Origin of the sequence: Staphylococcus lugdunensis, assembly GCF_002901705.1 — a bacterium.
Lineage (GTDB): Bacteria > Bacillota > Bacilli > Staphylococcales > Staphylococcaceae > Staphylococcus > Staphylococcus lugdunensis.
This window is the reverse complement of sequence record NZ_PPPV01000001.1, coordinates 19,547-39,910: the sequence shown is the minus strand read 5'-3', so window position 1 is coordinate 39,910 and position 20,364 is coordinate 19,547. Positions and strand designations below refer to the sequence as shown.

The 20,364-nt window shown below is 32.3% G+C and carries 22 protein-coding genes; 15 read left to right on the top strand and 7 right to left on the bottom strand.

Translation table 11 applies throughout. The features are described 5' to 3' along the window. Positions 1-6 precede the first annotated feature (6 nt). The 6 genes from gatB (at position 7) to dinB (ending at position 6,444) form a co-directional block, all read left to right on the top strand. A complete protein-coding gene (gatB, locus tag CD041_RS00205) occupies positions 7-1,434 on the top strand; it encodes an Asp-tRNA(Asn)/Glu-tRNA(Gln) amidotransferase subunit GatB (protein WP_002461357.1) in 1,428 nt (475 codons plus the stop codon). Positions 1,435-1,727: 293 nt separating this feature from the next. Continuing rightward, positions 1,728-2,726 (top strand): diacylglycerol kinase, encoded by a 999-nt coding sequence (locus CD041_RS00200; protein ID WP_002477949.1) that lies wholly within the window; start codon positions 1,728-1,730, stop codon positions 2,724-2,726. A 97-nt stretch (positions 2,727-2,823) separates the two neighbouring features. Further along, positions 2,824-4,194, top strand: coding sequence for a 23S rRNA (uracil(1939)-C(5))-methyltransferase RlmD (gene rlmD, locus CD041_RS00195; RefSeq protein WP_170121706.1), 1,371 nt, complete (start codon positions 2,824-2,826; stop codon positions 4,192-4,194). A gap of 173 nt (positions 4,195-4,367) precedes the next feature. Beyond that, the gene (locus tag CD041_RS00190; RefSeq protein WP_080606546.1) at positions 4,368-4,916 is read left to right on the top strand and encodes a metalloprotease family protein; all 549 of its coding nucleotides are present in this window, start codon (positions 4,368-4,370) and stop codon (positions 4,914-4,916) included. A gap of 101 nt (positions 4,917-5,017) precedes the next feature. Beyond that, complete coding sequence (locus CD041_RS00185; RefSeq protein ID WP_002477952.1) at positions 5,018-5,323, top strand: TfoX/Sxy family protein; 306 nt, start codon at positions 5,018-5,020, stop codon at positions 5,321-5,323. 41 nt (positions 5,324-5,364) lie between these two features. After that, complete coding sequence (dinB, locus tag CD041_RS00180) at positions 5,365-6,444, top strand: DNA polymerase IV (protein WP_070648289.1); 1,080 nt, start codon at positions 5,365-5,367, stop codon at positions 6,442-6,444. A gap of 214 nt (positions 6,445-6,658) precedes the next feature. On the opposite strand, the gene CD041_RS00175 is transcribed toward dinB, so the two are convergent. Both CD041_RS00175 and ftnA read right to left on the bottom strand, forming a co-directional pair. Then, the gene (locus tag CD041_RS00175) at positions 6,659-7,213 is read right to left on the bottom strand and encodes a 3'-5' exonuclease (protein WP_094449197.1); all 555 of its coding nucleotides are present in this window, start codon (positions 7,211-7,213) and stop codon (positions 6,659-6,661) included. Positions 7,214-7,366: 153 nt separating this feature from the next. Then, complete coding sequence (gene ftnA, locus CD041_RS00170; RefSeq protein ID WP_002477954.1) at positions 7,367-7,867, bottom strand: H-type ferritin FtnA; 501 nt, start codon at positions 7,865-7,867, stop codon at positions 7,367-7,369. A gap of 178 nt (positions 7,868-8,045) precedes the next feature. Here ftnA and murT point away from each other — a divergent pair, with 178 nt between their 5' ends. From murT to isaB, 3 genes are all read left to right on the top strand, one after another. After that, positions 8,046-9,359, top strand: coding sequence for a lipid II isoglutaminyl synthase subunit MurT (gene murT / locus CD041_RS00165; protein WP_002477955.1), 1,314 nt, complete (start codon positions 8,046-8,048; stop codon positions 9,357-9,359). After that, positions 9,360-10,085 carry a lipid II isoglutaminyl synthase subunit GatD gene (gene gatD, locus CD041_RS00160; protein WP_080606547.1) on the top strand — a complete coding sequence of 242 codons (726 nt, stop codon included), beginning with the start codon at positions 9,360-9,362 and terminating at the stop codon, positions 10,083-10,085. Between the two features lie 232 nt (positions 10,086-10,317). Further along, positions 10,318-10,869, top strand: a complete 552-nt coding sequence (isaB, locus tag CD041_RS00155) for an immunodominant staphylococcal antigen IsaB family protein (protein WP_070648296.1) — start codon at positions 10,318-10,320, stop codon at positions 10,867-10,869. Positions 10,870-11,279: 410 nt separating this feature from the next. Here the strand turns inward: isaB and CD041_RS00150 are convergent, their stop codons facing one another. Both CD041_RS00150 and CD041_RS00145 read right to left on the bottom strand, forming a co-directional pair. Further along, positions 11,280-12,641 carry an FAD-dependent oxidoreductase gene (locus CD041_RS00150; protein WP_002477958.1) on the bottom strand — a complete coding sequence of 454 codons (1,362 nt, stop codon included), beginning with the start codon at positions 12,639-12,641 and terminating at the stop codon, positions 11,280-11,282. Positions 12,642-12,774: 133 nt separating this feature from the next. Beyond that, complete coding sequence (locus tag CD041_RS00145) at positions 12,775-13,755, bottom strand: FUSC family protein (protein WP_070648298.1); 981 nt, start codon at positions 13,753-13,755, stop codon at positions 12,775-12,777. A gap of 244 nt (positions 13,756-13,999) precedes the next feature. On the opposite strand from CD041_RS00145, the gene map reads away from it, so the two are divergent. The 5 genes from map (at position 14,000) to vraR (ending at position 17,652) form a co-directional block, all read left to right on the top strand. Continuing rightward, positions 14,000-14,755 (top strand): type I methionyl aminopeptidase, encoded by a 756-nt coding sequence (gene map, locus CD041_RS00140; RefSeq protein ID WP_002461338.1) that lies wholly within the window; start codon positions 14,000-14,002, stop codon positions 14,753-14,755. A 125-nt stretch (positions 14,756-14,880) separates the two neighbouring features. Continuing rightward, the gene (locus CD041_RS00135; protein WP_002477960.1) at positions 14,881-15,267 is read left to right on the top strand and encodes a hypothetical protein; all 387 of its coding nucleotides are present in this window, start codon (positions 14,881-14,883) and stop codon (positions 15,265-15,267) included. A 24-nt stretch (positions 15,268-15,291) separates the two neighbouring features. Beyond that, the gene (gene vraT, locus CD041_RS00130) at positions 15,292-15,993 is read left to right on the top strand and encodes a cell wall-active antibiotics response protein VraT (protein ID WP_002461335.1); all 702 of its coding nucleotides are present in this window, start codon (positions 15,292-15,294) and stop codon (positions 15,991-15,993) included. Then, positions 15,990-17,033 carry a sensor histidine kinase VraS gene (vraS, locus tag CD041_RS00125; protein ID WP_002461334.1) on the top strand — a complete coding sequence of 348 codons (1,044 nt, stop codon included), beginning with the start codon at positions 15,990-15,992 and terminating at the stop codon, positions 17,031-17,033. The genes vraT and vraS overlap by 4 nt, the downstream gene beginning before the upstream one ends. Further along, a complete protein-coding gene (vraR, locus tag CD041_RS00120) occupies positions 17,023-17,652 on the top strand; it encodes a response regulator transcription factor VraR (protein ID WP_002461333.1) in 630 nt (209 codons plus the stop codon). Before vraS ends, vraR begins: the two co-directional genes overlap by 11 nt. A gap of 172 nt (positions 17,653-17,824) precedes the next feature. Here the strand turns inward: vraR and CD041_RS00115 are convergent, their stop codons facing one another. From CD041_RS00115 to CD041_RS00105, 3 genes are all read right to left on the bottom strand, one after another. Continuing rightward, positions 17,825-19,054, bottom strand: a complete 1,230-nt coding sequence (locus CD041_RS00115) for a YihY/virulence factor BrkB family protein (RefSeq protein WP_002461332.1) — start codon at positions 19,052-19,054, stop codon at positions 17,825-17,827. A 202-nt stretch (positions 19,055-19,256) separates the two neighbouring features. Continuing rightward, on the bottom strand, positions 19,257-19,541 hold the full coding sequence (locus CD041_RS00110; RefSeq protein WP_080606548.1) for a YtxH domain-containing protein: 285 nt from the start codon (positions 19,539-19,541) through the stop codon (positions 19,257-19,259). A gap of 6 nt (positions 19,542-19,547) precedes the next feature. Next, complete coding sequence (locus CD041_RS00105; protein WP_002477961.1) at positions 19,548-20,012, bottom strand: low molecular weight protein-tyrosine-phosphatase; 465 nt, start codon at positions 20,010-20,012, stop codon at positions 19,548-19,550. A gap of 163 nt (positions 20,013-20,175) precedes the next feature. Between CD041_RS00105 and CD041_RS00100 the strand changes: the two genes are divergently transcribed. Further along, positions 20,176-20,361 (top strand): DUF1128 domain-containing protein, encoded by a 186-nt coding sequence (locus CD041_RS00100; RefSeq protein WP_002492715.1) that lies wholly within the window; start codon positions 20,176-20,178, stop codon positions 20,359-20,361. Positions 20,362-20,364 lie beyond the last annotated feature (3 nt).

Here is a 20,364-nt window from a genome sequence, read left to right as displayed (position 1 = left end):
GAAATAATGCATTTTGAAACAGTTATCGGACTTGAAGTTCACGTTGAGTTAAAAACAGATTCTAAAATGTTCTCTCCATCACCCGCACATTTTGGGGCAGAACCAAACTCAAATACCAATGTAATTGATTTAGGATATCCGGGTGTCTTACCTGTTGTTAATAAACGTGCTGTTGATTGGGCAATGCGTGCATCAATGGCTTTAAACATGGATATTGCAACAAATTCTAAATTTGATCGTAAAAACTATTTCTATCCAGATAATCCAAAAGCGTATCAAATTTCACAATTTGATGAACCAATTGGTGAACATGGATATATTGATATTGAAGTAGATGGAGAAACAAAGCGTATTGGCATTACGCGTTTACACATGGAAGAAGATGCTGGTAAATTATCACACAAAGACGGCTATTCATTAGTCGATCTTAATCGCCAAGGTACGCCATTAATTGAAATAGTTTCTGAGCCTGATATTCGCTCTCCAAAAGAAGCTTATGCGTATTTGGAAAAATTACGTTCAATTATTCAATATACAGGTGTGTCAGATTGTAAAATGGAAGAAGGTTCATTACGTTGTGACGCCAATATTTCATTACGCCCATATGGGCAAAAAGAATTCGGTACTAAAACGGAATTAAAAAACCTTAACTCATTTAACTATGTTAGAAAAGGTTTGGAATATGAAGAAAAACGTCAAGAAGAAGAATTGCTCAATGGTGGTGTCATTGGACAAGAGACACGTCGTTTTGATGAGTCTACAGGTAAAACAATATTAATGCGTGTTAAAGAAGGTTCAGATGATTATCGTTACTTCCCAGAACCGGATATCGTTCCATTGTATGTTGATGACGCATGGAAAGAACGTGTACGACAAACCATTCCTGAACTACCAGATGAACGTAAAGCAAAATATGTCAAAGAATTAGGTTTACCAGAGTATGATGCACACGTGTTAACACTTACAAAAGAAATGTCTGATTTCTTTGAAGGTGCTGTAGCACAAGGTGCAGATGTGAAGTTAACATCTAACTGGCTCATGGGTGGCGTAAATGAATATTTAAATAAAAATCAAGTTGATTTAGAAGAAACAAAGTTAACACCTGAAAACTTAGCAGGTATGATTAAACTTATTGAAGATGGCACAATGAGCAGTAAAATTGCGAAAAAAGTTTTCCCTGAATTAGCTGAAAATGGTGGAGACGCAAAACAAATCATGGAAGACAAAGGTTTAGTGCAAATTTCAGACGAAGCAACTTTATTGAAATTTGTTAATGAAGCATTAGATAATAATCCACAATCAGTTGAAGATTATAAAAATGGTAAAGGTAGAGCGATGGGCTACTTAGTTGGTCAAATTATGAAAGCTTCAAAAGGCCAAGCGAATCCACAAATTGTCAATAAGTTATTGAAACAACAATTAGATCAACGCTAATATTATTTTCACAAACATGTGAAGTAATATTCATAGATTTATGCAATAGCTATAATATGAATATGTGAAGCGGCCACCTTTATAATATAAAAAAGAGTATGAGAACGCATAATGTCTTACTAAGCATTATGCGTTCTTAATCTATTGTAAAGTTAAATAAATGAAAACTTAATATTTGGTCAATAAAGTCAATTTAAAATTAATAATATTTACGATGTTAGACATAAATACTTTTAACTCCTGAATAAATCATTTAATATAAAGTATGAGTATAAAAAGTAGAGGGATAAACTATGAGAAAACGTGCAAGAATAATTTATAATCCTACATCAGGTAAAGAATTATTTAAAAGAACGTTACCAGATGTATTAATTAAATTAGAACGTGCTGGCTATGAAACGAGCGCTTATGCTACAGAACGTGTAGGTGATGCGACACTTGAAGCTGAACGTGCGTTAGCGTGTAACTATGATATGATTATTGCTGCTGGTGGGGACGGTACATTGAATGAGGTTGTCAACGGGATTGCAGAACAACCAAACAGACCAAAGTTAGGTATTATTCCTATGGGTACGGTTAATGATTTTGGTCGAGCTTTACATTTACCAAATGATATCATGGGAGCATTAGATGTAATCATAAATGGACATACTACAAAAGTAGATATAGGGAAAATGAACAACCGCTACTTTATTAATTTAGCTGCTGGCGGAAAAATTACTCAAGTGTCATATGAAACACCAAGTAAGCTAAAATCCATAGTTGGGCCTTTTGCATATTACATTAAAGGTTTTGAAATGCTTCCGCAGATGAATGCTGTAGATATAAGAATTGAATATGATGATGAAGTCTTTCAAGGAGAAACACTGTTATTTTTGTTAGGTTTAACCAATTCAATGGCAGGATTCGAAAAACTTGTTCCTGATGCTAAGTTAGATGATGGTTATTTCACTTTAATTATTGTTGAAAAGGCTAATTTAGCAGAATTAGGGCACATTATGACACTTGCTTCACGTGGGGAACATACCAAACATCCGAAAGTTATTTATAAAAAAGCTAAATCAGTCAATATTTCTTCATTTACTGAGATGCAATTAAATGTGGATGGTGAATATGGTGGAAAATTACCAGCCAATTTTCTAAATTTAAAACGCCATATTGAAGTGTTTACGCCAAAAGACATACATAATGAAGAATTGACGGCAGATCAACAAGTTAAAAGTAGTATTAATGATAATCAAACAACAACTAGGGAAACATTTAACGATAATGAAAATAATAAGGTTGAATAGTTAGTTGAAGAGGTTGAGGTCTAGTTTGTGGACATAGGGTGTAAGCCACACATCTATATTAAACGACTTAAACCTCTTTTTCATGTGGGGTGAAGATGTGGAAGAAATAAACAAAAATGACATTAGAATCGGTAACGTCATTGATTTAACACACGAAGGGCATGGCGTAGTGAAAATTGATCGTTATCCAATATTTATTCCTAATGTCTTAATAAATGAAGAAATTAAGTATAAAGTTATTAAAGTAAAGAAGAATTTTGCAATAGGTAAATTACTTGAGGTAAATAAAGCGAGTCATCATAGAGTTGACCCTCCTTGTGTTTATTATTGGAAATGTGGAGGCTGTCAATTACAGCATATGAGTTATGAAGCGCAACTTGCAATGAAGAAAGAACAAGTTGTTAATCTTTTTCATAGAAAAGGGCAATTTACTGATACAGTAATCAATGACACTATTGGAATGGATAATCCTTGGCGCTATCGAAATAAGTCGCAAGTACCAATTGGTCAAGATAAAATGAACCATAAAATTATGGGCTATTACCGTCAAAGAAGCCATGATATTATCGATATGGATAGTTGCCTTATCCAAGATAAGCAACACCAAGATATTATGAATCATGTTAAAAAATGGATAAATGAATATCATATCAGTATTTATAACGAGCGGACTAAGAAAGGCGTTTTACGACACTTGGTGATACGCACTGGGCATTATACAGATGAAATCATGGTAATCTTTGTAACGAATGGTTCTAAATTTAAACACGCCAATATGCTGGTGGAACAGTTAAAACAAGCTTTTCCGAACATTACGAGTATCAAACAAAATATTAACAATAGTCATTCCAATGTAATTATGGGTCAGCAGTCGGCGACTTTATATGGGAAAGACAAGATCGTTGATCAATTAAGTGATATTACGTTTAAAATTAGTGATCAATCATTTTATCAAATTAATTCTAGCCAAACTGAAAAGCTATATCAAAAGGCTATTGATTATGCGCAATTAGATGGGCAAGAAATTGTACTTGATACGTATTGTGGTATAGGTACAATTGGCTTATATATGGCACCTGTAGCCAAACATGTCTATGGAGTTGAAGTAGTACCCTCTGCAATTAAAGATGCGCGCCAAAATGCACTAGTTAATGATTTACACAACACTACATTTGTGTGTGGTAAATCGGAAGATGTCATTATGGATTGGCAACGTGAAGGTATCCAACCAGATGTTGTAATGGTAGATCCACCTAGAAAAGGGTGTGAGGCGCAATTTATTCAAACATTGCTTGATTTAAATCCTGAACGAATTGTTTATATTTCATGCAATCCATCCACACAACAGCGTGACGCACATATGTTAGCTACGCAATATGATTTAAAAGAAATTACACCCGTAGACATGTTTCCACAAACCACACATATTGAGACGGTTGCTTTATTTAAAAAGAAACAGCATAAATAGAATAATTGGTAAATACTTTGTAAAATAATAATTTTCTATTTGTGTTACTTTTTAAGTATTTGACTGGATTATTAAATTCATATTACAGTCAACTTACTTTTTTGAAAAAACTTTTGAGCATGGAATTAAAGTTGTATACTATAGATGACTTTAATGCACAGGAGGTCGAAGTGATGCACAAAATTGATTTAACTAACGGTATATTAAAGCCATACAGATTTGTTTGTCTTCAATTGGTGGTTATCATGTTTATGATATTGCTGACATATAAATGGGCGTTTACATTTACTCAAGTGATTGAACAAAGTATATTAATTAATGTGACTTTCGGCATAATTGGATTTTTAGTTATGTTAATCGTGCATAAATTAATTCATAAAATGATGTACTTTATTTTGTCAAAAGGCGATAGAATTCACTTCGACTATAAAAAAGGTTTACTCGTCAGTCAAACTTCGGATAAACATTTGAATATTTATCAATTTACAATCACAATGATTGCTCCACTTATTATAATAACAGCTGTTTTACTTATTATTTTTAACTTCTATGCTTATTCTTCAATTATTTTTATTAGCAGCATACATATTGGATACTGTCTTATAGATTTATATTTAGTAGGCACTGCATGGAGTAATCGCTTCAAATATATTCAAAATACAAATGACGGTCTCTATATGTATTATAATCGACCTTACTATTTTAATAACCAGTGTAAATAATATAGTATCTCAGTACAATTTGTATAGTGTGCGGATTACATGTTTTAACTTTTATTCCACAGTATAATTGTATTGAGATTTTTTATAGGGAGAAATCAATTTTGGCGACAAGTGAGCAGTTTTTCAATCAAATAATGACTAACATAAATAGCACATCAGTAAAAACACGTAAAATGATGGGCGAATATTTGATATATTATGATGATGTTTTGATTGGAGGTCTATATGATAATCAACTGCTTGTAAAAATGACTACACAATCTAGAAAGATAGCAACTAATTATCCGAGTGTGCGACCTTATCCTGGAGCAAAACCAATGATAAAAGTGGATGTTAATATTACCAATGAAGCATTGTTGTCGATATTTGAAGTAATTGCGGACGATTTAAAAACAAATAAACATTAGATTCATATGTATTCATTAAATGTCATAAAGGTGGGAGTGAAATGACAGAGAGACGAATCGTGCATATCGATATGGATTTCTTTTTTGCACAAGTAGAAATGAGAGATAATCCTAAGCTACGAGATAAACCAGTTATCGTTGGTGGCAAAGCAAGTTCCAGAGGTGTTGTATCTACAGCATCATACGAGGCGCGTAAATATGGTGTCCATTCAGCTATGCCTATGTCACAGGCACACAAGTTATGTCCAGACGGTTATTATGTACAAGGACAATATGAAAAATATAGAACGATTTCAAATGAAATCATGTCGATTTTTCGTAGTTATACTGAAGCGGTTGAGCCTATGTCCTTAGATGAAGCTTATTTAGATATTACACACTTAGTACGTCCAGATTTACCGGCATCACAAATCGCTAACTATATTCGTCGTGATATTTATGAAAAGACACATCTTACTGCCTCTGCAGGTGTTTCGTATAATAAGTTTTTAGCCAAATTAGCTAGTGGTATGAACAAGCCAAATGGAATGACTGTCATAGATTATGAAAATGTCCATAAAATATTAATGGCATTAGACATTGGAGACTTTCCAGGTGTAGGTAAAGCTTCTGAAAAAATTATGCATAAGCATGGTATTTATAATGGTCAAGACTTATACCAAAAAGATGTGTTTGAGTTAGTTCGTTTATTCGGTAAACGAGGAAGAGGTTTATACAATAAAGCTCGAGGTATTGATGATAGCCCAGTGAAATCATCACGAATTCGAAAGTCTGTTGGCACAGAAAGAACCTTTGCAACAGATGTTAATGATGATGACGAAATTTTACAGAAAATGTGGGAGTTGTCAGGAAAGACAGCTGAACGTTTAAATAAATTGCAGAAGTCAGCTAAAACAGTGACAGTTAAAATTAAAACCTTTAAATTTGAGACTTTATCTAAACAGATGAGTCTCCGAGATCCAATTCGTTCTGAAACTGACATCTATAATATTGCATATATGTTGTATGCGGAATTAAAAGATCCTGAGACGCCTATACGGTTAATTGGAGTAACTGTAGGAAATTTGGTTAAGTCGACTTATCGTAATATGACGATTTATGACTTTATTTCTAAATCATAAGATAACAATATTAAAGCGCCAGGGACACAGTTATATTTTAAGCTATGAACTAAATATTGGCAGTAGTTGACTGAATTGAAAATATGCTGATACTAAGTTTGTTTCAATTCTAGTCAGCCTTGCCGGGGCAGGACGACGAATGCATTATGAATTCTGTCCTGCTCCCCCCTGTATTTTAGTATAGTATAACGATATTAAAAAATATCTATATAGTTTAGCCTTTGTCCTTTAAATTCTTACCATAGATAGAGAGCATCGTTGCTAAATCATCATAATGTTGCAACAACCGGAAAGTAATCATGGCACAGGCTTTAGCATCATTTAAAGCATCATGATGACCATGAAAATCTAAATTGTAAAAATCCATCATGTGCTTTAAACCATATCTTGGTGCATCTATAGTTCTCTTAGCAAGTTGATATGAACAAAAATAAGTTAAATCTGGAGTTATAATACCTGCTTGTTTCAAGCTCTGATGTAACACATTCATATCAAATGCAGCATTATGTGCGACAACGGGTAAATTAGCAATAAACTGTAGCATGTATGGAAATACATAATCAAATTGTGGTGCATGTATCACATCTTCTGGATTTATGCCATGTACATTAATATTTTTTTTAGAAAAGTAATCTTGTGGATTTATTAACGTATGAAAAGATTCAGTAATTTGATTATCAATTACTTTTACCATACCAACTGAACAAATACTTGTACGTTTGCCATTGGCAGTTTCAAAGTCTAGAGCTACAAAGGCATTATTAGTCAATGGCATCACAACCTTTCTACAATCATTAATATAATGATTGTAAACCAAACATTCTCAATATGCATAGTAAAGTGATTAAGTCAAAATGAATAGATGTAAAAAAAGCCTGAAAATCATTATGATTTTCAGACATAAAACGAATACTAAGATGACTTATTCTTCATTAAAATTTCGTGATGCTAGTTCTTTTTCATATAAATAAAGTGTATTACAGTCATCACCAATACGATTTAAGTAATCAATATGTGTTTCAAACATAGCTTCTTCTTCAACTTGCTCATCTAAAAACCAGTTTAAAAATGATGTTGTCGCATAATCTTTATCATTACGTGCAATCTCTGATAAATTATAAAAACGATGCGTTACATCTTGTTCTTGAGCTAAACCATCTTTAAATGTTTCTAAAATTGAATTGAATTCAATCTTTGGTGCTGGCAAAGCAGAGAATTCAGCATGCTCGCCGCGGTCATTGATATAATCATAAATTTTTTGACCATGGAATCTTTCTTCTTTCGCTTGTTGAATATAAAAGTTAGCGAATCCTTCATATGATTCTTTGTCACAATACGCTGCCATTGCCATATACGCATGAGCAGCAAAATATTCATGGTTCATTTGTTCATTTAATGCAGCTAAAAGATCTTTACTTAGCATAAACATTCACCTCATTATTTAATTAACTTAATCAACCATCACCAGTATATCAAAGCACGTTGTGTTAGTAAAAGCTTTGAGTTCAATAAGAAAAGTTATATAATCTGGTAATGATTATTTTTTGTTATCCAGCGTACGTGTTATAATTATTCGAGTGAGAGAGACGAGGAGGAAGCCAATGAGACAATGGACTGCAATCCACTTAGCAAAACTTGCTAGAACTGCAAGCAGATCAATAGGTAAAAAAGGTACAGATTTACCAGGACAAATTGCACGCAGAGTGGATCCTACAATACTACGCAAATTAGCAGCTAATGTTGATGATATTGTATTTATTAGTGGAACGAATGGAAAGACAACGACATCAAATTTAATAGGACATACATTAAAAAAGAATCATATTGATATAATTCATAATAATGAAGGTGCCAATATGGCCGCTGGAATTACATCTGCATTTATAATGCAATCAACAAAAAACACCAAAATTGCTGTTATTGAAATTGATGAAGGGTCAATTCCTCGTGTACTAAAAGAAGTGACACCTTCAATGATGGTCTTTACTAACTTTTTCCGTGACCAAATGGACCGATTTGGCGAAATAGATATTATGGTTAACAATATTGCAAAGTCTATAGGTAATAAGGGCATCAAATTATTATTAAATGCGGATGATCCATTTGTAAGTCGATTAAAAATTGCAAGTGATGCTTTAGTTTATTATGGTATGGAAGCTCATGCACATGAGTTTGAACAAAGTACCATGAATGAAAGTAAATATTGCCCTAACTGTGGACGTCTATTGCAATATGATTATATTCACTATAATCAAATTGGTCACTATCATTGTGAATGTGGATTCAAACGTGAAAATCCTACATATGAAGTTTCCACTTTTGAAGCGTCACCATTTCTAAATATGACGATCAATAATTTTACTTTTAATATGAAGATTGCTGGAGATTTCAACGCATTCAATGCTATAGCAGCATATGCTGTATTAAAAGAATTAGGTCTTAATGATGCATCGATTCAAAAAGGTTTTGAAACATATACTTCAGATAATGGACGAATGCAGTACTTTTCTAAAGGAAATAAAGAAGCGATGATAAATCTTGCTAAAAATCCTGCTGGTATGAATGCAAGTTTATCAGTTGGGGAACAGTTAGAAGGTAAAAAAGTGTATGTTATTAGCTTAAATGATAACGCAGCAGATGGTCGTGATACATCGTGGATTTACGATGCTGACTTTGAAAAGTTAACAAAACAAGATATTGAAGCCATAATCGTTACAGGTACTCGTGCTGAAGAACTTCAATTGCGTTTGAAACTTGCTGAAGTAAATGTACCTGTTATTGTTGAAAACGACATTTACAAAGCAACTGCTAAAACAATGGACTATACATCGTTTACGGTCGCTATTCCTAACTATACTTCTTTAACACCAATGTTAGAGCAATTAAATCGCTCTTTTGAAGGAGGACAGTCGTAAATGAATGAACTGACGGTATATCATTTTATGTCTGATAAATTAAATTTATACAGTGACATTGGTAATATTATTGCGTTAAAACAACGTGCTAAAAAGAGAAATATCAAACTTAATGTTAAAGAAATTAATGAAACAGATGGTGTAACATTTGATGATTGCGATATTTTTTTCATTGGTGGTGGTAGTGATAGAGAGCAAGCGCTCGCCACTAAAGAACTTAGTAAGGTTAAGATGCCACTTAAAGAAGCGATAGAAGATGGTATGCCTGGTCTTACTATCTGCGGCGGGTACCAATTTTTAGGCACGAAATATATTACACCAGATGGCACAGAACTTGAAGGATTAGGTGTACTTGACTTTTATACAGAGTCTCAAACAGATCGTTTAACAGGTGACATTGTTATTGAAAGTGATACATTTGGAACAATAGTTGGCTTTGAAAACCATGGTGGTAGAACTTATCATAATTTTGGTACGCTTGGTCATGTAACACATGGCTACGGGAATAATGAAACAGATCGCAAAGAAGGAATTCACTATAAGAATTTATTAGGTTCTTATTTACATGGTCCTGTATTACCGAAAAATCACGAAATGACAGATTATTTGCTTGAAAAAGCATGTGAACGAAAAGGAATTCCATTTGAGCCTAAAGAATTAGATAATACTGAAGAAGAAGCCGCGAAAAAAGTATTGATTGATCGTGCTAAAAACAATAAAAAGTAAAGATTTAAAGGGTAACGTGTTGAGAGTTAGATTAATGACTAAATTAGTTGATAATCTAACTCTTTTTTAATTCAGACACTTAGGATGCTTAACCGTCTTTAAAATGAAGATGAAGGACAGTAAAGTGCTAGAAAGAGGGAGATGAGAAAAATAGATTAGACTTTCATCCAATGTTGATATACTAAAAGTGTGTGAGTGAACTTTAATTTTAAAAGTATATAGGAGTGAGAAAATGAAGGTTTTCAAAATGATGGGTTTAACGCTTGCTGCATCATCGATGGCTTTTTCACTTTCGCAAGTTGCACACGCTGAACAAATGGTTAATGGGGACAATCATGCGTCAAGTTACAACAATCAAGTAACTCAAGATCAAGGCGAGTTTGTACATAATGGTAATGCAGGTGAAAATGCTTCTTATCTTACTAGTGAAAATTTTATTAACGCATTAGATAGTGGACAGTTGAACTTTAACGGCTACAAGATTGATCAGGACAAGGAAGATAATATAGAGTACAAACAGGTGTATGATCAAGAAGTTAGAGCAACAAGTGATGATACTGCTACAAGTATTCGATTTAAAGTAACGGATCAATCAGTGTCTTTAAACCAAATGAAAGATGCTTATCCTAGTGATAAATTGAATCGTATACCTCACACTAATTCAGACACTAATCATCCCAATGATGGTGTATATGTATATCATGGAGATCAAATTAAATTACAATTCAAAATAGAAAATGACTATGTCACTTCAGTGACGATTGGTCAAGGTGAAACAGAATAAATTCTATATTTTAAAAAACACCTCGAAAAGGTTCGTTGTGAGTGAATCTTTTTGAGGTATTTGTATTTTATATGGTTTATTTAGCAAAATGAAAATCTAAAATTTTATAAATATGTAATATCACATAAATAAGATGACTTTTCATTTGAATTTGATTACATTTTTTATTTTATTGATAGATTACCTTTCACAAGAAAAATGGAGCGGGACAGAAATCATTATGAATTCGTGGTCCCGCTCCGTCAAAGTTGTCTAGGATTGAAACAAGCTTAGTATGAGCATATTTTCAATCCAGTCAACTACTGCCAATATTTAGTTCATAGCCTGAAACATAATGATGTCCCAAAACTGATTATTTTAATCTTTTATATATTTATTGGAAAATATATAAATATAACTACATAGTATCATCAGAATAGCATTTTATCGCTACCATATGTTTCACCTAAAGCTTGTTGAGCTAAAACGTTAAGGTAGTTCCATGGTCTATCATAGTCCGGTTGGAAGAAAAAGTCTTGTACGGCCAAATCTTCTAAAGTATAGTTAGCAGAAATAGCCACAGAAATTGTATTGATAGATTCGATTACATTTTCTTTTGACATGATTTGACCACCTAAAATTTTATGACTGTCTTTATCATAAATCATTTTCATGTGTACTTTTGTTTGGTCTTGCATAAATTTAGGTCTTATTAGTTCTTCAATATAAGTTTGACCTAAATTACCATCATATTGATCACTTTCTGAACCGTGAACACCAGTTTGTCCGAAGTGATAATCAAACAGTGCTAATCCTGAAGTTCCTGATACTCTTGGCATAGTTGCATCTTTACCCGCCATATTTTTAGCTGCAGTAATACCTTGACGACGTGAATTAGTTGCAAGAGCTAAATAGCGATCTTCTTTAATTGGAGCAAAAGGTATCAAAGTAGCGTCTCCTCCTGCATATACATCTTGGGCAGACGTTTCTTGCTTATGGTTTATGTTAATAATACCTTTTTTACCTAAATCAATTTTACCTTTCAACCAATCTGTGGCAGGTTCAACACCTACAGCAAATAGCACAGTATCAGCCTCGAATTCATCTTTATCAGTAACAACTTTTGTTACATCACCTTGATCATTACCTTCAAGAGATTTAACTGTTTGACCCCCATAAAATGTAAGATGGTGGTCTTTAGCATGTGTTTCTAATATATCAGTGAACTCTTTATCTAAATAGGTAGATAAGAGGCGATCAGTAATATCAATCATTTTTGTCTCAATGCCTGCTTTAGCAAACGCTTCGGCAGCTTCAATTCCAATATAGCCTCCACCTACAACAATGGCTTTTTTCGCTTTTGGCATGCGTGCTTTAATTGCATCTGCCCATTCACGTCCTCGCATAAAGTATACGTGATTATACTTATCTATACCATCAACTGGAGGCGTTACAGGTTGACCACCTGGACTTAAGAATAATTTATCATAACTAACCGTTGATGATTGGCCATCGTGTTCAACTGTTATTGTTTTTTTATTCGTATCTAAATCAGTGACAGTATGTTTCGTGTGAATTTTGACACCTTGAGCTTTATAAGATTCTACAGATGCGTAATGTAATGAATCTAATGATGGAGAAATATCTTCTAAATAACTTTGAATACCACATGATAAGAAGGATGGTTTATCGGCACTTTCATATACTTCAATATCAGCATTTTCATCTTCTTTTAATAGTGTCTCAATTACTTCATAACCTGCATGTGAAGTTCCAACTATAATGTATTTCATTTTAAATGCCTCCTAAAAAATGACTTAAAAACAGTACAGTTGTTATGTACCACTTTTAAGTCATTTTATTCAATAATGAAACTAAAATTTAAATTGTAATAAAACTGTCACTTAAGCATTCGATTGTAAAGTGCTATGAATAAAGGTTATCTACCGTTTTATAAATCATTAAGATTTCATAGATGACATGACTCTTTATCTGATTTACATCAAATTCTTCAAGAAGCTTAACTGACGATTTTAATGTTGAAGCCGCCTTAGGTTCTTTGTTGAAACAGTCATTACATTGAATATTTTTAATACTATTGCTGATTTTAATAATCGCAAGTTTTTCTTCATTTGAAAATACAATACGTGTATGTTTAGGTAAATATATAATATTTGATAAATGTGTAATTAATAATCGGTTAATATGTGCACGATTCGTTAAGTCTTTTAAATGCAAGCATTCTTCATTTTTATGATGATAGCGTAATTCATCTCTTTGATAGCCTATTAAAGTCTCAATCTTAGAATATAAACCTATTAAATTTGAAAGCTGATCGTTACTAGTGTTAGATTGATATTTAGCTAATAAAAGTTCATGTATACGACTTGAAAATAATTCAAACGTTTTAGTTTCAGAAATAGCGATATTATCTTCTATTTGTTGGAAATATTTAGGCGGCAAAATAATAAAATTGACGAAACCAGCTGTCAAAAGGCCTATAACCGCTGTCAATAATCTAGAGAAGAAGTTGAATATGTATGCTTCATGTATACCAGGAATCATTGCTACAGAGGTTAATACTGCAACGGTTGTTCCCACTTGTAAATTTAATTTAGTACATAATAAAATCGTAAATGTTGCACTTAGTGCGTAAGAAAATGGAGATTGATCACCGAATATAAACGTAAAAACTACGGCTAAAAGTGCGCCTATGACTGTAGCAGGCAGGCGTCGATACCCTTTTTTTAATGAGGCTTTCGCAGTAGGTTCGATTGTAACGATTGCTGTTAATATTGCAAAAATAGGTGTCAAATTTAATAACATACAAAAAACTGTAGTAAAAAATGTCGCAACACCTGTTTTGATAGTACGTGCTCCAATTATATTTTTATACCATTTATTCATTTGAAACTCTGACCTTTCGAAAGACTTTAAGATAATTAAGGTCTAGGCTCAGTGGGAACTTAAATTAAGTTAAAAAATCCCACTCGCAATTTCTTTAAATTGACTAAATTCTAAGCGCTAGTCTCAATTTCTATCAGTGTGATACTTAAACTTCTATTATGTAGAAATTAATGTTCTCAATTAGTATATCAAAAAATTTTTGGTATAATAAGATATAATATCATTAAAAAAGGAACGGGATAATATGATTGTTAAAACAGAAGAAGAATTACAAGCCTTAAAAGAGATAGGATATATCTGCGCTAAAGTAAGAGATACTATGCAAGAGGCTACTAAACCTGGAATTACAACAAAAGAATTAGATAATATTGCTAAAGAATTATTTGAAGAGTATGGTGCTATTTCTGCACCCATACACGATGAAAATTTTCCTGGACAAACATGTATTAGTGTAAATGAAGAAGTTGCCCATGGTATTCCAGGTAAGCGTATTATCCGCGAAGGTGATTTAGTAAATATTGATGTATCTGCATTGAAAAATGGTTATTACGCAGATACAGGTATATCATTTGTAGTGGGAGAAGCGGACAATCCTATGAAACAAAAGGTATGTGATGTTGCTATTATGGCGTTTGAAAATGCGATGAAAAAGGTTAAGCCAGGCACTAAATTAAGCAATATTGGTAAAGCTGTACATGCTACTGCCCGTAAAAATGATTTAACAGTAATTAAGAATTTAACTGGGCATGGAGTGGGTCTATCATTGCATGAAGCGCCAAATCATGTTATGAATTACTATGATCCAAAAGATAAAACGCTTCTTAAAGAAGGTGTCGTTATTGCAGTGGAACCATTTATTTCTTCAAATGCTACATTTGTCACAGAAGGAAAAAATGAATGGGCATTTGAAACAAGCGATAAAAGTTTTGTAGCTCAAATTGAACATACTGTCATAGTGACAAAAGATGGGCCATTGTTAACGACTAAAATTGATAAGTAAGATGTAAAGTATTACATAAAATTAATCTTATACGGCTAAAGTATGATATTAAAATGGTTCCGAAGCCTATTATTTGGGCTTCGGATTTATTTTACAATAGAACTAATCGATAACGAGGTGGTTCTATGACATATATGGATATATACTTACAAAAATTTTTAAAAGATATTGTTAAAGAAAGTATCGACGAATATAAACTTATTTTAGATACAAAATTAAAAAATATAGAAGACTATATTGCATACTTAAATGAAAAAAGAGCACATTTATTAAAGTTAATTGACAGCTTGACATCAACGTTAGAAAATAAATATATTGATATATTGCATGTTTGTAATATTCGGTGTGCAGAAGAAATTAATGATGGTGAAATTCAAGCGATTAAAGCACGATTGGATCAATTTGAAGCTTATTGTGCTAAAATTGAGGCCGATTTAACACAACAATCTAAAGAACGCATTATTACTGAAAAAGAATGTCATCTCGTGCAACAAATTTGTCATGTTGCTTAAATTGAGTTGTTCAGGAGGCGAACCATGACACGTAAATATATATCAACCGAGTTATTAATTATTTTTACAGCTTTAATGATTATAGCCAATTTTTATTATATATTTTTCGAAAAAATTGGCTTTCTTTTCGTTTTACTTTTAGGCTGTATTTTAGTGTATGTAGGCTACCTTTATTTTCACAAAGTAAGAGGGCTATTAGCATTTTGGATTGGAGCATTATTAATAGCGTTTACTTTATTATCTAATAAATATACAATAATTATATTGTTTATTTTCTTAGTGATATTGATTATTCGGTATTTAGTTTTTAAATTTAAACCATTATCAATTGTTGCTTCAGAGCAAGAAGTGACTTCACCACAGTTTATTAAACAAAAGTGGTTTGGTGAACAACGTACACCTGTTTATGTTTATAAATGGGAAGATGTGCAAATTCAACATGGAGTTGGCGATGTTCATATTGATTTGACAAAAGCAGCCAATATTAAAGAAAATAATACGATTGTCGTGCGTCATTTATTAGGAAAAGTACAACTGATTGTTCCACTGAACTATAATGTCAATTTACACATGACAGCGTTTTACGGTAATGCCTATATGAATCAACAATCTTATAAAGTAGAAAATAATCACGTCCAAATTGAAGAAAAACTAAAAGAAGAGAACTATAATGTAAATATATATGTTTCAACTTTTATTGGTGACGTTGAGGTGATTTATCGATGAACCACTATATTCGAGCAATCGGCTCAATGTTGATACTAGTGTATAGCTTAATGATTGCTTTTCTGTTTATTGATAAAGTATTCGTTAATATCATTTACTTTCAAGGCATGTTTTATACACAAATATTTGGAATACCAGTATTCCTTTTCTTAAATTTGGTTATTATTTTATTATGTATTATTGTGGGCTCTATATTAGCTTTTAAAATCAATCAACAAAATGATTGGATCAAAACACAAGTAGAGCATGCAATAGAAGGGGAAACAGTTGGTATAAATGATCAAAATATAGAATTGTATAATGAAACAATTGATTTATATCATACATTAGTTCCCTTAAATCAAGAGTTACACCGATTAAGAATGAAAACACAAAACTTAACAAATGAAAATTATAATTTAAATGATGTAAAAGTGAAAAAAATAATTGAAGACGAACGTCAACGTCTAGCTCGAGAATTACATGATTCAGTGAGCCAGCAATTATTTGCAGCCAGTATGATGTTATCTGCAATTAAAGAAACAGAGCTAGAACCACCTTTAGATCAACAAATTCCAGTTTTAGAAAAAATGGTGCAAGATTCACAACTTGAAATGAGAGCACTCTTATTACATCTAAGACCAATTGGTTTAAAGGACAAGTCGTTGGGTGAAGGTATTAAAGATTTAGTCATCGATTTACAGAAAAAAGTACCGATGAAAGTGGTTCACGATATTGAAGAATTTAAAGTGCCTAAAGGTTTAGAAGATCATTTGTTTAGAATTACTCAAGAAGCCATCTCTAATACTTTAAGACATTCAAAAGGAACTAAAGTTACTGTAGAATTATTTAATAAAGCAGATTATTTATTATTAAGAATACAAGATAATGGCATTGGATTTAATGTTGATGATAAAGTCGAACAAAGTTATGGCTTGAAAAATATGCGCGAACGTGCGTTAGAAATAGGTGCAACATTTCATATTGTATCATTGCCTGATTCTGGAACAAGAATAGAGGTTAAAGCACCGTTAAACAAGGAGGATTCACATGACAATTAAAGTACTATTTGTAGATGACCATGAAATGGTAAGAATAGGAATTTCTAGTTATTTATCTACTCAGCCAGACCTTGAAGTTGTAGGTGAAGGTGCTTCTGGTAAAGAGGCAATAGCTAAAGCACAAGAATTAAAGCCAGATTTAATCTTGATGGATTTATTAATGGAAGACATGGATGGCGTCGAAGCGACAACGCAAATCAAGAAAGAGATGCCTCATATTAAAGTTGTAATGCTGACTAGCTTTATTGAGGATAAAGAAGTATATAGAGCGTTAGACGCTGGTGTTGACAGCTATATTTTAAAAACAACAAGCGCTAAAGATATCGCTGAAGCAGTGCGCAAAACATATCATGGAGAATCTGTATTTGAACCGGAAGTTCTGGTAAAAATGCGAAATAGAATGAAAAAACGTGCAGAGCTATATGAAATGTTAACAGAACGAGAAATGGAAATTTTACTGTTAATTGCTAAAGGATATTCTAATCAAGAAATCGCAAGCGCATCACACATTACTATTAAAACAGTTAAAACACATGTGAGTAATATTTTAAGCAAATTAGAAGTACAAGACCGTACACAAGCAGTAATCTATGCATTTCAGCACAACCTTATTCAATAAGCAGTGAAAACGATAGGCAAAGTTAGATGATATATTCGATATTTCTAAATATTGATAAACATAGAGATATAGAATTACAATAGCGTCAATTAAAGAAGCCGAATTATGCTTTTAACAACATAATTCGGCTTCTTTAGATTACTAGCTAAATAGCTTACGTTAAATGAAATAATTAATTTTTTGAATTTTTATCATTAGAAGTAAATTTATCGATAATAACATCTTTAATCGATTCCTTATCTTCATCTTCTAACGCTTCAGCATTTTTATCTACTTCATAATTTGTTTCTTTGGCTGTTGAAGTCTCGTCATTGTATTCGTAAGTCGTATTTTCATTATAATGATTCTGATTGTTATCGTCATGTTCCAATGCAGCTTCTTCAGGTGTTTTACCTTTAATTACATGACGCTGATGAATAATAGCATTGATTTCTGCGCCAATGATGATGATAAAGCATGTGATGTATAACCAAAGAAGCAAAATGATAATACCTGCTAAGCTGCCGTATGTTTTTGAATAATTGCCAAAGTTAGATAAATACCAACCGAAACCAAATGAACCTAATAACCAAATAATTGAAGTGAATAGTGCCCCTGGGAAAACAGATTTTATTTTTGTTTTAACATTTGGCGCTACTGAATATAATGTTATAAACAGCAATAATATGATAATAAAAGGTAAAATTACGCGAATTAAATCAAAAATCCATGCTACTTGCTTATCTAAGCCAATAGCTCCAAATAAATGGTCTTTAATAAATGTACCAAAAGTAGGTAATGTCAGTGCTACAGCTAATACAAGACCCATAACAACTGTAAAGACAACACTTAATAATTTAAGAACAATTGGATTACGTCCATCTTCAACATCATAAGCCACATTAAATGAATTCATAATGGCGGTCATTCCGTTAGATGCTGACCAAATTGTCAATATTAAACCTACTGATAAAATACTACCACTGGCATTTTTTGTAATATCATTGAAAATTTTTGATACGACACTTGCAGTTTCTGCAGGTGCATTTTGACTAACCATATCTTTAACCTGTTGAGGGTCAATTTGAAATAATGGTAGTAAAGTTAATAAAAAGATAAGCATTGGGAATAGTGCCAATACAAAATGATATGTCATCTGTGCTGCTAAGCCAGAAGCATCATCTTTACCTATACGATAGATAAGATAAGAAATAAAATTTGGTTTTTTAGTATATTTTGCAGGTTTATTAAGTCTTGAAACAAATAATACTTGATTGCTTTTTTTAGGGTCTTTCGATTGGAATTCTTGTGGTTCTACGTATGTACGATCAACATTAATTTTATCGCTTTTATGTTCATGCTTATCTTGCATCTCTTTAATCGAATTAAGATAGTTTGAACTCGATTTCTCTTTTTTTGCCATGACAAACTCCTTTTTGTAAAGACGTTAATTATAATTATAAATAAGAGAGCGGGACAAAAGTCATCTCGACTTTGATTTCCCGCCCCTTTAAGTCTTCAATTAGTGTAAGATATATGGCACAAATTTCATTGTAGTTGTCTAATGTGACCATGCAAATTCTATCATCAAGTTAAAACACATCAGTCACATAGAAAGCCAATTATTACTTACCAAGACGTTTATTTTTGCAATCTACAAGGGTATCTTTAGCATCCATAATTGATTTTTCTAATTCAGGATTATTACGACGAATCTCATCAATTGTGTCTTTCCAATATAATATTTCATCTTTAATAGTATTAAACTTAGAAGGTTTGCGTGAACGATTACCTTCTTTTAAATCTTTGATTGATTGAGCTAATGATTGACGTGTTGATTTGTCAGCTAGTGTTGCAGCACCACCAACGATAGCGCCAATTAAAATACCAGGAATAAATTTGTTTTCCATTAGGAATTACCTCTCTTTCAAGTTTGCATCTTTAATGATGTAGTTAATTAAATTATCACAAGATGATTGTACCATGTCATACACGCCTTCGAAATTATTTGTATAATATGGATCAGGTACATCTGTCTCTTTCATGTTACTAAAATCTAATAGTTTGAACAATTGTCCTTTGATATTTGGGTTGATTTGTTTAATATTATCAACATTACTCTGATCCATCGCAATAATATAATCAAAGTCATCATGAGGTTCAAATAATTCACTAATCATACCATCAAATGGAATATGATGTTGTGTCAAAATCTTTTGTGTCCCTTCATGTGGGGGCTCACCAAGATTCCATTTTCCAGTACCTCTAGAATGAACTGTGATACCAGATATGTCTCTATCTTTTAACCGTTGTCTCATGATTGCTTCAGCCATAGGTGACCGACAAATATTTCCGAGACATACAAATGCTACCTCTATCATTTGAATTCCTCCAAGCATATTCTCTATATGCCCATTTTATCGGTAATTGAAACAATAAAAAAGTATAAATTGGCTAATTCCTATAAAAGTTTTTGAAAATGTGATATTTTAAAAGAATATTAATCATAAAGAGGTGAGTGAAGTGTCGAAGCCAAATGAGGTTATGATTGAAGAAATAAGAAATAAACTCAATATAGTGAACCCTGCATTAATTAATCCTGAAAAATTTAAAAATGCAAATCAAGATGATATAGCAGATATGCATCGCTTTGTAATGTCGAAAGACACATTTTCACCGAGCGAAGTTACAGCTATTGCAGATGAATTAGGTAATTTACGTCATAACTAGGAG